The 14646-nt window shown below is 42.6% G+C and carries 8 protein-coding genes; 7 read left to right on the forward strand and 1 reads right to left on the reverse strand.

The features are described 5' to 3' along the window. Window positions 1–403: 403 nt before the first annotated feature. Window positions 404–1435: a LacI family DNA-binding transcriptional regulator gene (locus BM176_RS19440; protein ID WP_090105955.1), complete on the reverse strand. Its 1032-nt coding sequence runs from the start codon at window positions 1433–1435 to the stop codon at window positions 404–406. 281 nt (window positions 1436–1716) lie between these two features. On the opposite strand from BM176_RS19440, the gene BM176_RS19445 reads away from it, so the two are divergent. The 7 genes from BM176_RS19445 (at window position 1717) to BM176_RS19475 (ending at window position 14597) form a co-directional block, all read left to right on the forward strand. Further along, the gene (locus BM176_RS19445; protein ID WP_090105956.1) at window positions 1717–2592 is read left to right on the forward strand and encodes an AraC family transcriptional regulator; all 876 of its coding nucleotides are present in this window, start codon (window positions 1717–1719) and stop codon (window positions 2590–2592) included. A 206-nt stretch (window positions 2593–2798) separates the two neighbouring features. Continuing rightward, the gene (locus tag BM176_RS19450; RefSeq protein ID WP_090105957.1) at window positions 2799–3398 is read left to right on the forward strand and encodes an RNA polymerase sigma factor; all 600 of its coding nucleotides are present in this window, start codon (window positions 2799–2801) and stop codon (window positions 3396–3398) included. Window positions 3399–3474: 76 nt separating this feature from the next. Further along, window positions 3475–4479 (forward strand): FecR family protein, encoded by a 1005-nt coding sequence (locus tag BM176_RS19455; RefSeq protein ID WP_090105958.1) that lies wholly within the window; start codon window positions 3475–3477, stop codon window positions 4477–4479. 52 nt (window positions 4480–4531) lie between these two features. Continuing rightward, window positions 4532–7999, forward strand: a complete 3468-nt coding sequence (locus BM176_RS19460; protein WP_090105959.1) for a SusC/RagA family TonB-linked outer membrane protein — start codon at window positions 4532–4534, stop codon at window positions 7997–7999. A 30-nt stretch (window positions 8000–8029) separates the two neighbouring features. Continuing rightward, window positions 8030–9598, forward strand: coding sequence for a SusD/RagB family nutrient-binding outer membrane lipoprotein (locus tag BM176_RS19465; protein WP_255373547.1), 1569 nt, complete (start codon window positions 8030–8032; stop codon window positions 9596–9598). 285 nt (window positions 9599–9883) lie between these two features. Next, window positions 9884–13003 carry a SusC/RagA family TonB-linked outer membrane protein gene (locus tag BM176_RS19470; protein WP_177230459.1) on the forward strand — a complete coding sequence of 1040 codons (3120 nt, stop codon included), beginning with the start codon at window positions 9884–9886 and terminating at the stop codon, window positions 13001–13003. A 19-nt stretch (window positions 13004–13022) separates the two neighbouring features. Beyond that, window positions 13023–14597 (forward strand): SusD/RagB family nutrient-binding outer membrane lipoprotein, encoded by a 1575-nt coding sequence (locus BM176_RS19475; protein WP_090105962.1) that lies wholly within the window; start codon window positions 13023–13025, stop codon window positions 14595–14597. Window positions 14598–14646: the final 49 nt, after the last annotated feature.

Consider the following 14646-nt stretch of genomic DNA (forward strand, 5'->3'; position numbering starts at 1 on the left):
AAAGCATCAGATAATTTGTCCGATTTTTTTTCTGTGTTACTTTTTTTCAGTATGAGAATGGGTTTGGATCAAACATACAAATCCTGCAGACCAATTATTCGTATTGCTACAATTACAGTTTAGCTACAGAAATATTGTATCTCTTATTATTTGGGTTTAAATCAATAAAGTGGTTATAATTTTTTATTGAGAAATAATAACAGTCAGGTCACATCACACTCGCATAGTTGACTTCGGGTTATCATTAGTTTTCATAAGGCAAAAAATGAGTTATCACTCTTTTTCCAACTACGTTTATTCGTTAAACGTTGTGTTCTCAAACTTATGCAAAAAATTCTTAGTTCGCAAATATATTCCATGAACGTAAGATCGAATTAACACAATGTTCATAACAGGAAATATATCAGGATAATTTAACCATTTCTTTCATAATCGTGGATTCTCTTTTACGTAGTTCCAATGGTAATACTATCTGCCTTGTTGTTTCCGAATTGTTATCCATTTCTTCTATCAGCAGTTGTATCAGCCTGCGGCCTATTTCTTCAATAGGTTGTGCCACACAGGTAATAGAAGGATTCAGCAATCTGAAGATATCATGGTCATCAAAACTCACCATGCCAAGATCTGATCCTATCTGCAATCCTAATGAACGGATACTTTCAATTCCACAAATGCCAAGGTAATTCGTGGCAAAAAATACCGCATCCAGGTCTTTATTGTTTTGCAGGTATTTGGTAATCTCCTGTGTAAAACCGGGCCGGTCCAGATCAAAAGGTAAACGCTTGATCATATTCTTTCCAGCGGGCAGGTCATGCTTCTTTAATGCATCTACAAATCCATCCAAACGCTGTTGCATCTGTACCTGGGAAGAGGTAGTTGTAATAATGGCTATTTTTCTATACCCCTGCTCCACCAGATGACTAACGGCCACATAGGCTCCCTGGAAGTTATCAACAACTACATAGTTAAAATCTTTTACATTTGGAAAGTAACGGTCCATCAGCACTACCGGCTTCTGCAACAAAGCAATCTCCTTGTCCAGGTTCAGGGTAGGCGTAATAATATACCCGTCCACCTGCCTGTAACGGAGCACTTCCAGTAATCCCCTGGCCTTTTCTTCATTATCCTCTGTACTTCCAAACAGCACCTTATACCCGTGCTTGTCTGCTTCGTCCTCCACCACCTTGGCCACGTTCGCAAAAAAACTATTGGCAATATCTTCTACAATGAGCCCGATAGTTTTGGTTTTGCCAGTACGCAATCCCCGTGCTAGCTGATTGGGTTTGTATTTAAGTTTAGCTGCTATTTTCAGAATTCGCTTGCTTACCTGATCGCTGATCCTCTTTTCCTTGCCTTTACCGTTTAATACAAAAGAGACTGTTGTAGGTGAAACGCCCGCCTGTTGGGCTATATCTTTAATGGATATTCCTTTCACGAAATTTAGATTTGGTTTGATATTATTAGAAAATTATAATCTTAACAGCAAAGCGCCAAATAAATTAATAACCGGGTTTTCAAATTTATAAATGAGATTTATTGAAAAATGATATTTTTTTAACCGATTTTTGATAATTTGGCACATTCACTGGAAAAGTTCCGTTAGGGGGGATATCAAATTGTTGACGGCATTTAGTTTACGCCTGGTCATGCTGAATTACTGTAAATGGCCGTCAAGAGCCACCTGCCGGATTAAAGGATGCTTAAACTTATAAATACATGAAACCCATTCTTATTAAAGTGGGGGCATTTGCCGACAATCAGATCACAATCATTGAGCGATGTGATCCTTATTTTAACACACCTTTCCACTTCCATCCGGAATGTGAACTGGTTTTTGTGACAGAAAGCAATGGTAAAAGAATTGTTGGTGACAGCATTGAGAGTTTTGATGTAGGTGACATGGTATTCCTGGGACCACACATCCCGCATGTATGGTATAACGACGAAAGCTACTATCAGAATAATGAACAACTGAAAGCACGTTCCGTAGTCATCTACTTCCCGAAAGACATTTTCGGAGATAAGTTCTATGGCCTGCCGGAAACGAAAGCACTCACAGATCTGTTCCACAGGGCACAACGCGGCATGAAAATCGAAGGTCCTACCTACGATCTGCTGAAAGATGAGATCCTTACCCTTCCCAGAAAAGAAGGACTGGAAAGAATCATCTCCCTCCTGGGCATTCTCAAAGTACTCGCAGAAACCAAAGATGTCCATTACCTGGCCAGCACAGGCTATTCCCACGCTTTCAATGCCAAAGACAACCATAAGATTGATGAGGTGTTCAAATATGTGATGAGCAATTTCTCCAAAGAGATTTCCCTGCACGATGTTGCCAGCATCACCAATCTTTCTCCTCAATCCTTCTGCCGCTTTTTCAAGAACCGTACTAAGAAATCATTTGTACAGTTCCTGAACGAAGTACGCATAGGTCACGCCTGTAAAAGGCTGACGGAAGAAGACTGGTCCATTGCAGAAATAGCTTACTCCTGCGGGTTTAAAAACCTTTCCAATTTTAACCGCTTCTTCAAAGAGATCGTAGGCAAAACACCTAAAGAATACAAGAACGAACTGAGATTGAAAGAAGCGTAAAATATACGCTTTTATGATACATGAAGATCAAAGCCCATCTCGGCTTTGATCTTCATTATTTAAGAAGTATACTCCGTAAATTGTTTGGGAATTGATTAAAATGTGTTAATTTTCGTTAACATATTCTTTACGAAAAGCCATACAGATGGAGTATTATCCGCTGGAACAAACCCTTTTGTCAACCAAAATTTATTACCCTGTAATCCATGTATAGTAATTATACCGATCAAGAATTACTATTGCTGCTGCAGAAGGACAGTGTGAAGGCATTTAATGTTATCTATGCCCGCTATAGTCAACCTTTGTACCTCTATATCCTGAGTAAGATGGATGCAGGGGATGCCAGTAAAGATGTATTACAGGATCTGTTCACCTCTCTATGGGAGAGAAGAAATTCCCTGAGTGTACATGAATCCCTCAAATCTTACCTCTATCAGTCTGCCAGACACAAAATCATCGATATTTACAGGAAAAACAGTACCTACCGCAAATACCTGCAGCAGCTCATTGAACATTTTGATGTGCAGCCAGGCGGTATTGCAGAACTGGTCGATACCAAAGCCAGAACACAGGACGTATTTGAAACAATCAACCATTTCCCGGAACGTATGAAAGAGATCTTTATGCTCAGCCGGGTAGAACACCAGACAGTAGAACAAATAGCATTACGCCTGGGGCTTTCTCAGCAAACCGTTAAGAACCAGATTACCAAAGCATTAAAGATTTTGCGCACAAACCACGCTAAAACAGATATTGTCCTGCTACTGCTCACCACAGCCAGTATGTATACTTTTTTTGCCAACTAATAGTACTACTAACAATGCGGGACGACATCTAACTGGGACAGAATCAACATTAGGACATCATCTAAATTGCTAAGCGGTGGAGCTAGAACAGATTAAGAAAATATTGGAGCGTTACAACGAAGGAAAATGCACTTCGGAAGAATCCAGGCTAATAGAACAGTGGTTTGAAGGCATTAACCAGCAACATACTACGCAAATAAATGAAAATGAGTTGCTTACAGAGCTGACCGACATCGGACAGCAACTGACCAACCATATACAACGCTCACAAAAACGCACTTTGCGCCCATGGTACTACATGGCCGCTGCAGTGGCCATGCTGGTTGCTGCCGGTGCTTCATTCCTCCTGTTACGTAACAGACCGGCTGCCCATACAGGTGACCAGGAACTACAACTGATGGCACTGAAGAATAGCAAAGTCATCTCTAATGGATACATGATCGTGACCATAGCAAAAGGAGATACCGCCCATCTTACACTCGAAGATGGTAGTACCGTCATCCTCAACGCTGCCAGCAAACTCCGCTACCCTGTACATTTTACCGGTGGGCACCGCGATCTCTACCTGGAAGAGGGAGAAGCCTTCTTTAATGTAGCTCCTCAGCCAGGCAGCATCTTTACCGTACATGCAGGCAATACCAGCACTACGGCACTAGGCACCTCCTTTAACATCCGCGCCTATACCCATGAGCAAAAGATCACCGTGGCATTACTGACCGGTAAGGCGAAAGTAATAACAGCACAACAAAAACAGGAACCCCTGATATTGTCGTCTAGCGAACAAGTCCGGTACGACTGTAAATCACTGGAACTTGTAAAAACAACCTTTGAACAAGAGGACCCCATCGGATGGCAACAGGGAACCCTCATTTTTAAAGATGCTACCTATGATGAGGTACGCGCTGGAATAGAAAACATGTATAATGTTACAATCATCAACCAAAGCGATAAAAAAACATGGACTTATACCGGTAATTTCAGAAAGGAAAGCTTACGAAATGTGATGGAAACCATATGCCTGACTGAATCACTGTCATTTACCATTAAAAAGGATACTGTATTGCTGAAAAACAAGAAGTAATCCCTAACGAAAGAATAATGCTGCTTTGAAACTTTAAACTAACCGGGGCTATATGAAGGGAAAATCATACTTCGGTAAAGTATGTATTGCTGCGAGCTTCCTGATAATGTCATTATTAACAGGTGAAGAGGCTTTGTTTGCCCAGGTTACACTGCCCTCTGGAACCGACAATATCTCCATCAACGTTAAGAATAAGAATATTGTGGATGTAATGGTTGAAATTGCCGCTAAAAGTAATCTCAACTTCCACTACGATAAGGCTACAATAGACCCTACCAAAAAAGTAACCCTGCATTGCGATAATGTTCCTATCAACAAATTACTGAACATGCTGTCTGCCCAGACAGGATTCGACTTTCTGCTGCGGGATGATAAAATTATTGTAGGCCTTCCTGGTAGCGTGGCCAGTTCTGAAGAGGACCAACAATACAACGATGCTGGTTTTCCGAAAGAGATCTCCGGCCAGATAATGGACTCCAGGGGCCGCCCTATTCCCGGAGTAACCATCCTCATCAAGAATACCTCCAAGGGTGCACAAAGCAATGAAACAGGATCTTTCACCATTGAGGCAGCAGAAGGCGAAATACTCGTTTTCCGGTCCGTGGGTTTTCTTAGCAGGGAAATCCCTGCCAGTAGCAGGATTATTGATGTTACCCTCCAGGAAAATGTTAAAGAGCTGAATGAACTGGTTGTAACAGCATTGGGCTTCACCAAAAGCACCAGGGAGCTCTCCTACGCTACCGGACAACTGGGTTCTGAAAACTTCTCGACCATAAAAGATGCCAACGTGATCAACAGCTTATCCGGTAAGGTTGCCGGTGTAATGATCAACAGAAGCGCTTCAGGTATTGGTGGATCTGCACGTGTGATTTTAAGAGGTAATAAATCTACCCGTGAAAATCAACCACTGTACATCATTGACGGGGTGCCAATGGCCAACTTCACCCCTTCACAACCTACGGATATATGGGGACAATCATCCGGTATCGTAGGTAGCGGGGGAAGAGACGGCGGTGATGGCATCTCCAATATTAATCCGGACGATATTGCCAGCATCAGCATACTCAAAGGGGCCTCTGCGGCTGCATTATATGGTAGCCAGGCAGCAAACGGGGTAATTATGATCACCACAAGGAAAGGCAGTGCAGGTAAAGGACATATCAGCTTCTCGTCGGACTTTACCATAGAGAAACCACTCCTGCTGCCCAAACTGCAATACCGCTATGCACAAACCATTATGCCCTACAAAGATGATGAGGATTCACCGCAACCCGGATCACCAGACAGTTGGGGCAATCCGTTGAAAAGCCCGGACCATGTGAAAGGATTTTTCAATACCGGTACTACCCTTACCAACGCATTGTCTTTCAGCGGCGGGGCAGACAAAACACAGTTCTATCTCTCTTACTCCAATACCCGAAATAAAGGAATCTTACCGATCAATAAACTGGACAGACATACCTTTAATGCCCGGATCACAAGTAATATGTTAAATAACAGACTGTCTTTAGATGCCAACATATCTTTCCTGGCACAGAACATTTTAAACCGCCCCTCTTCAGGGTTGTACTATAACGCGCTTACCGGCTTGTACACCTTCCCCAGGGGACTGGATTTCAACAGCTATAAACAATATGAATATTTCGATCAGACACGGAATATGCCATTACAGAACTGGTGGAACATCCATCGTGATCTCGGATGGACCGGGCAGGATGATCAACAAAATCCCTACTGGGTATTACAACGGGATCAACGGGAAGAAAGCCGCTACCGGAGCATGGCTTCTCTGGCATTGAAATACCAGATCCGCGACTGGGTATCATTACAAATGCGCTGGAACTTCGATAAGAGTTACGACCAATACGAACTGAAAGCATATGCAGGTACACAACAGGTACTTTCTCCGCCTAATGGAAGATATACACTCGAGAAAGAAACGAATACCCAGTTATATACTGATATGATCCTCACCGTCTACAGAAAGCTGAGTAACCAGTTCCATTTGCAGACAATGCTGGGCGCCAATATCACAGACGTAAAAGCACATGACAGGTCACTCATCAGCACAAATCCTACAGCTACTGCGGGATTGATCTACAGCAATAAATTCACTGTAGAAAATATTTCGGGAAACGCACTGGATGCACAACAGAATATTGAACATAAACAATTGCAGGCTCTCTTCGGTAGTGCACAACTAAGTTTGCATAACAGCATCTTCCTGGATCTTACCGGCAGGAACGACTGGTCCAGTACATTTGCCTTCACTCCTATCAGGAGTAAAGGATACTTTTATTATTCTACCGGGTTAAGCACCATCCTTAGCGACTTAATCAAAATGCCTTCTACCATCAGCTTTGCCAAAGCACGGATTTCGTACGCAAGAGCAGGTAATGATATTGCGGCATACGTATCCAGGCCGGCACGTTTTAATCTGCAAACTATTGGCGGCGTAACAAGAGTAAACTTTAATACCAAAGCACCCTATCCGGGTATCTATCTGAAACCGGAAGATAACCGCTCACTGGAAGCAGGTACGGAGATCCGTTTGCTGAAAGACAGAATCAGTATAGACTTTACCTGGTATAAAAATAACAACTACCAGCAGTACATGGAGGTACGCGCACCTTCAGGATCCGGCTATCTCTATTACTACCTGAATCTCGGTAACATCCAGAATAAAGGAATTGAATTATCGCTCTCCGGATCACCTGTGCAAAATAAACAGTTCAGGTGGGTTGCTACCATTAACGCTACTATCAACAGAAATAGCGTAGTAAAACTGAGCAGCAATAATATACCCGGTGCAGGCCCCGACAACTACTATATCCTCACTGATTTTCTTACCAACATGTACGGTTCTTTTATCAAAGAAGGTGGCGCATGGGGAGATATCTATACCAATAAGGAACTCTATAAAAATGAGAAAGGACAATATGTACTGGATGATCAGGATAATCTCGTTACCAGGAATGTATTTAAGAAAGTAGGTAATCCCAATCCCAAGCTGATGCTGGGCTGGAACAATACCATCAGCTATAAACAATATTCCCTCAGTTGCCTGATAGATGGCCGCTTTGGAGGAGAAGTAATGAGTGTAACCAATTCAGTGCTGGATAACTATGGGGTGAGTGAAACAAGTGCTAATGCCAGGGACAATGGTGGTGTGGATCTTAATGCTGTTTACCAGGATGGTTCCCCGTTTACCGGGAAATATGACGCACGAAAATATTACACAGCTATTGGTGGCCGTGCAGGCAGTGGAGAAATGTATTTGTATGATGCCACTAACATCCGCCTGCGTGAATTATCACTTACCTGCCAGTTACCGGTAAAGTCGAAATTTATCAACCGCATACAGGTAGGAATGATCGCAAAAAATATTTGTTTCTTTAAACTCTCTGCACCGTTCGATCCTGAAGTATCAATGAGTAGTGGTAACGGACTGCAGGGTATAGATGTATTTGGTGTATCTGCTACAAGGAGTATAGGAGCCAATGTAAGAGTAATATTTTAGGAAGAGTATCAGCTTATGAATTCAACCATTATGCGTAACATAATTATTATGTGCATTGTTATTACGATGCTGCCTGGCTGTACGCGTAACTTTGAGCACATCAATACCAATCCTTATGATCTTTATGATGGTGAGTTACAGCCTGATTTCAAACTATTGGGAGATCCACTTGTACAAGCAATGCTGAATATTCTTTCGGCCAACGATGTGTCTGTGGCACAATTACAGCAGAACCTGATGGGGGATGTATTTTCCGGTTATATGATGACACCCAATCCTTTTCAGGATAACCACAATAATATTACATACGATCTTCTCGATAACTGGAATGATGACGCCTGGATTACTGCTTATGGAAACATAATGCCCAACTGTAAATTTGTGATGGACCGCTCCAGGGATAAATACCCCGACTTTTATGCATGGGCACAGTTAATCAGAGTATTGGCCATGCACCGGATAAGTGATATTTACGGACCCATTATTTATACACATTATGCCATAATCAACCCCGACCACAGTATTGATTATGATTCACAACGGGAGGCATATTACGCATTCTTCAATGACCTGGACACCGCTATCAATACGCTCAATGCGTACGCAGTAAATTCCATAAAAATTCACTTTTCCAGCTTTGATCTTTCCTATAACGGAGATTATGCCAAATGGGTAAAACTTGCCAATACGCTCCGCCTAAGGCTGGCTATCCGCATCTCCAGGATAGACCCGGATAAAGCAAGGATTGAAGGAGAAGCCGCATTGAATCAGCGTTTAGGAATATTAAGTTCAAAAGAAGATAACTTCAACATTAATATCAGCCCTGCAACTCATCCCCTGAATGTGATCTGCAACTCCTGGAATGATATCCGTATGGGAGCACCAATGGAGTCTATACTAACCGGTTATCATGATCCACGGCTACCATACTATTTCCTGCCTGCCGATATGAAAGATACTGTGTATCGCGGGATCCGTAACGGCATTATGATTACCGGGAAAGATATGTATTCAGGCTTTTCCAGGCTCGCATTACTTCCCTCTTCAATCCAGCTGCTCACTGCAGCAGAAGCCTGGTTCCTGAAAGCTGAAGCAGCACTCTACGGATGGCGAGGAGCAGGTGATGCACAAATCAACTATGAGCAAGGAATTTATACCTCCTTCCAACAATATCATGTTACTTCCGGTTACAATAATTATATTCATAACAATTCTTTTACAGCCAGTCCTTATATAGATCCACAGAATTCCGTCAACAATGTATACAAAGGTGATCCCCATCTAAGCACTACTACTATCCGATGGGAATCGTCTGCCACAACAGAAGAAAAACTGGAACGAATCATTATGCAAAAGTGGATCGCAATATTCCCCGACGGTCAGGAAGCATGGTCAGAATTCCGCCGCACCGGTTATCCTAAGTTATTCCCGGTAGTTATTAATCACAGCGGCGGCAAGATCCCCACAGAAACTTTTATCCGCCGGATCCCCTTTATTCAGTTCGAATATGCCACTAATGCAGCCGGTGTTAGCAGAGCTTTACTCAATTTAAATGGACCCGATAACGGGGGTACAAGATTATGGTGGGATAAACCCTGATTTATTTTTCTCTCAGCATGGTACTTTTTTAATTTCGGTACGACACCTCATTATGCGTATTGAAGAAATACTTGCTAAGACACAAAGGGACAAAACAGTGTATCAAATATTGAGCACGTAGGGGGTTCTATTGTCCATTGTGATTACATGCTGCTTATTAACTAAAAGAAAAAATTATCGACTAACAAAAACAACAACTCTTCCCGGGAATTAATGGATATCCGAAAATATCCAACTGTAATACCTATGGTTCAACCATCTTCTAACTCTCAAAAAGCAGTATCTATGAAACGTACACTACGTTTTAAAAAAGCAGGCGGCGCAGCAGGTATCATGCTGGTATTGCTGCTGGCTAATGGCACATTGACGGCCATGGTGCCAACATCTCCGTTATCATATAACGTGAGGCAACAAAGAGATATTACCGGTACTGTACGAGATTCAAAAGGCAATCCACTGCCCGGCGTTACAGTAGCATTGAAAGGAAGTAACAAGGGTACAAAAACAGATGTAAACGGATTTTACCGTATCGCCGCCAACCCCGAAGACGTATTGGTATTCAGTTACATTGGGCATACCCTTCAGGAAATTACTGTAGGTATAAAAGTGACTATCAGCACCACACTGGAAGAGAACATTAAAGGACTGGATGAACTGGTAGTAACAGCACTGGGTATACGTAAAGGAATACGTAGTACCGGTTATGCCGTATCAATTGTAGAAGGAGCAGACCTTACAAAAGCAAGAGAAATTAGTGTGGCTAATTCCCTGGAAGGACGTGTAGCCGGCGTTAACAGTACCCCTCCCGCTACCGGCCCGGGTGGTTCTTCACGTATTACAATCAGGGGTAACTCCTCTCTGAACCGTAATAACCAGCCCCTATTCGTTGTAAACGGAATCCCGATGAATAATGATAACCTGGGAGCCGCAGCTAAATATGGTGGTACAGACCTTGGTGATGGAATCTCCAGCATTAACCCCGACGATATTGATGAGATGACCGTACTGAAAGGAGGTGCAGCATCTGCATTATATGGCCAGCGTGGCATCAATGGTGTGATCCTCATTACCACCAAATCAGGAAAGGCCGGACAACTAAACATAGAATTGAACAGCAATGTTACAATAGATAAAGTGAACGATTTCCTGGACTTCCAGGATGTATACGGACAAGGAGTAAAAGGTACAAGACCTACAGACAAAACGTCTGCACTCAGCACCGGATTACAAAGCTGGGGAGAAAAACTGGATGGTGCTCCTATCATCTTATTTGACGGACAGCAACATCCTTATTCCAAACAAAGCAGCCACCTGAAAGACTTCTATAAAACAGGTGCTACTTTCAGCAATACATTGTCTGTAGCAGGAGGTAGCGACAAAACGACCTATCGCTTTGCTGTGGGGGATCTGCGTGCCAATGGTATTTATCCCAATACAAGATATTTCCGCGATAATCTGAACCTTGATCTCAACTATAAATTATCACCTCAGTGGAGTGGTCAAACCAATATTACCTACATTAAAGAGATCACAAATAATCGTTCCAACCTGAGCGATGCTCCAGGCAATGGTAACTATGGTATTGCATTCCTGCCTTCCAATGTAAAGGGCTCTTACCTGGCTCCGGGTTATGACGGACAAGGAAATGAGACCCCATATAGCAGTGACCAGTTTAGTACCAATCCATACTTTGCAGCTTATTGTTTTATGAACAATACAGGAAAAGACCGTGTGCTGGGGGTTACCAGCCTGCGCTATACACCACTTTCCTGGTTTTATGTTCAGGCCCGGGTTGCCAATGATTATTTTGGATTTAATGCCACCTCTATTACCCCTACCGGTACTGCTTACCGCCCCAAAGGCAGTCTTGATCTGGAACGCAATCGCCAGTTCAACGAAACAAATGCCGACATCTTATTAAGCATTAATAAATCACTGAGCAAAACATTTCAATTGAACGTGAATGCAGGTGCCAACCTGTTGAAAAAAACAGACAAGACGAATGATCTTACGGCATCTAATTTCGCATTCCCCTTTGTATACAACCCTGCTACAGCAGCTACAAAGAGCGGTACAATCACAAATGTGAGAAAAGAAATACATTCTGTATATGGTTCACTTGAATTAGGATGGAAAAACACCCTATACCTGAACATGACAGATCGTAACGACTGGAGCACTACTTTACCGGAACTGAATAATTCATATAATTATCCTTCTGTAAATCTCTCTTATGTGTTTTCTGAAACGCTGAAGAATAACTGGTTGTACTTCGGTAAAATAAGAGCTGGTTATTCACAGGTAGGTGGAGATGCTGATGAATATAAAACCAAATTGTATTACAGTACACTTGGCAGTACCATCAATGGCGTATATATCGGTGATATCAGCAGTGAAATTCCCAATAGGAACCTCAAACCATTAAAAGCTAAAGAACTGGAAGCAGGTATTGAACTGAAGCTCTTTAAAAACCGCCTGTTCGCAGACTTTAGCTGGTATAATAAGCAGATATCAAATGATATCGTTGCTGCTACTGTATCACTTGGTTCCGGTTACACCACAGCTATCGTGAATGTGGGTAAACTGGAAAATAAAGGGATTGAATTACTGATAGGTGGTGTACCTGTGCAAACAGCTAATGTAAAGTGGACCACCAGTCTGAACCTTGCCAACAATAAAAATAAAGTAATCCAGCTTGCCGAAGGACAAACATCCATGCTGGTAACAAACGGAGATTCCCGTACAGAAGCTGCTTACATCCAACAGGTGGTAGGATTGCCTTTCGGGCAAATCATGGTATATGATTTCAAACGTGATGCTAAAGGAAACCTGGTAGTGGATGCTTCAGGATTACCACAACGTACAGATGCACTGGTGGCAAAAGGATCAGGCGTAGCTCCTTTGACAGGTGGATGGAACAATGATGTTTCCTACAGGAATTTGCATCTCTCTTTTCTCATAGACTTTAAATCAGGAGGTAATATATATTCAGGTACCAATGCAAATGCATACGGATACGGCCTGCAGAAAGAAACATTACAGGGACGTGAAGGTGGTGTAGTAGTAACCGGTGTAACAGAAGGTGGCGCTACAGCAACTAAAACAATAGATGCACAAACCTATTATTCAAAACTGGCTACCATCTCTTCACTGCATGTATATAAAACAGATTTCATCAAGTTCAGATCAGTTAGTCTGACGTACGATTTCAACAGCACCGCGTTCAATAACAGAATACGGGGTATAAGCCTGTCGCTGGTAGGACGGAACCTGTTCTACATAAAGAAATCCACGCCTAACATTGATCCTGAATCCAACTACAGCAATAGCAATGCGCAGGGACTGGAATACGCCGGTTTGCCCACCAGCAAATCTTTTGGTATTAACCTGAACGTTACATTCTGATCATTCTAAATCTAACAACATGAAATCTCTGCATAAAATAATACTCGCTTTGTCGCTGATAGCCTTATCAGCATGTACAAAGAATTTTGATAGTATTAATACAGATCCTAGTAAAAGCAATGAAGCGAGTGGTGTACCTGAATATAATCTTTCCCGTGCACTGCTTGAATATACAGGCAACAGCGACTTTAGTTATGAAACATGGCGGGTAAATATCATTTACTGTGCCATGATGATGCAACAGTTGTCTAATATTTCATGGTATGCGGGTGATAAGTACATGCAGAATGACGGTTGGGCCAGTTCTTATTTTGAACGTGCCTACCCCGATCAGGTAAAATATATCACTGACGTGGAACGTGTTACCAGAGGCAATCCGTATCTGACAAATCTTTATCATATCAGTCGTATTGCACGTGTAATGATCTTCCATCGCATCTCTGATATCTATGGAGATATCCCTTATTCTGAAGCTGGACTGGGTTATAGCCAGAGCAACTTTACACCTAAATACGATGCACAACAAGCGATTTATCTGGACATGATGAAAGAACTGGATGAGGCAGCGAAGGCATTGGATGGTACAAAAACAGTACCCGGAGCAGGAGACCTTATCTATAACAAAGGTGGTTCCATTCCTGCTGTACAGGTAGTGGACCACTGGAAAAAACTCGCTTATTCCCTGATGTTGCGTTTAGGCATGCGCCTGACTAAAGTAGATCCTTCTACGGCACAAATGTGGGTAGAAAAAGCCTATCAGGGTGGTGTGTTTACCTCTAATGATGACAATGCCTACATTCTGCACGATGCTACCGGAGGAAGAACAACGGTGAACAGAGTAAGCAACATCCTTTCCGGAGAGTGGAATGCTATTAACAATGGAGGCGAGGCAAGCCTGAGCAAAACGTTTGTTGATTTCCTGCAAACCAATAACGACCCAAGGCTGAGCTATATAGCGCAGATACCTGCCACAGGCAGTACACTGCCACTGGATCAGCTGGGAATGCCAAACGGTTATGATGCCAATGGTGAAAACAGTCCTACAGATATCAGCAAAGAACCAGGATACCCCGGCGATCTTAAACGGTATTCTGTTATCAATAAACAGAACCTGCTGAAACTGAATGGTCCTACTTTCCTGGTCACCTATGCACAGGTAGAACTGTTACTCGCAGAAGCTGCCAAAAGAGGATGGAATGTAGGTGATGCCGCTACACACTATGGAAATGGTGTGACTGCCGCCATGCAACAATTATCACAGTACGATGCCAGCGCTACTATCAGCGGCGCAGATATACAACTTTATCTTACAGCACATCCATATGTTGATGCTGACGGTTACAACTTAATTAATACCCAATATTGGGCTGCTTGTATTCTCGACTGGTATGAAGTATGGGCAAACTGGCGCAGAAGTGGCTATCCGCAGCTGGTACCTGTTAATTATTCAGGGAATGCCACCGGCGGACAAATTCCCCGCAGAATGCTGTATCCTTCTTCAGAAGCAGCATCCAACAGCACCCATTACCAGGAAGCTATTACAAGACAAGGAACTAATGCTTTCATGACACCAGTATGGTGGGATAAGCAGTAAAATTTATATAGCCATCAATACCGCTATAAAAAGCAGCAAATGACAAGCC

It is taken from the genome of Chitinophaga sp. CF118 (assembly GCF_900112615.1).
GTDB lineage: Bacteria > Bacteroidota > Bacteroidia > Chitinophagales > Chitinophagaceae > Chitinophaga.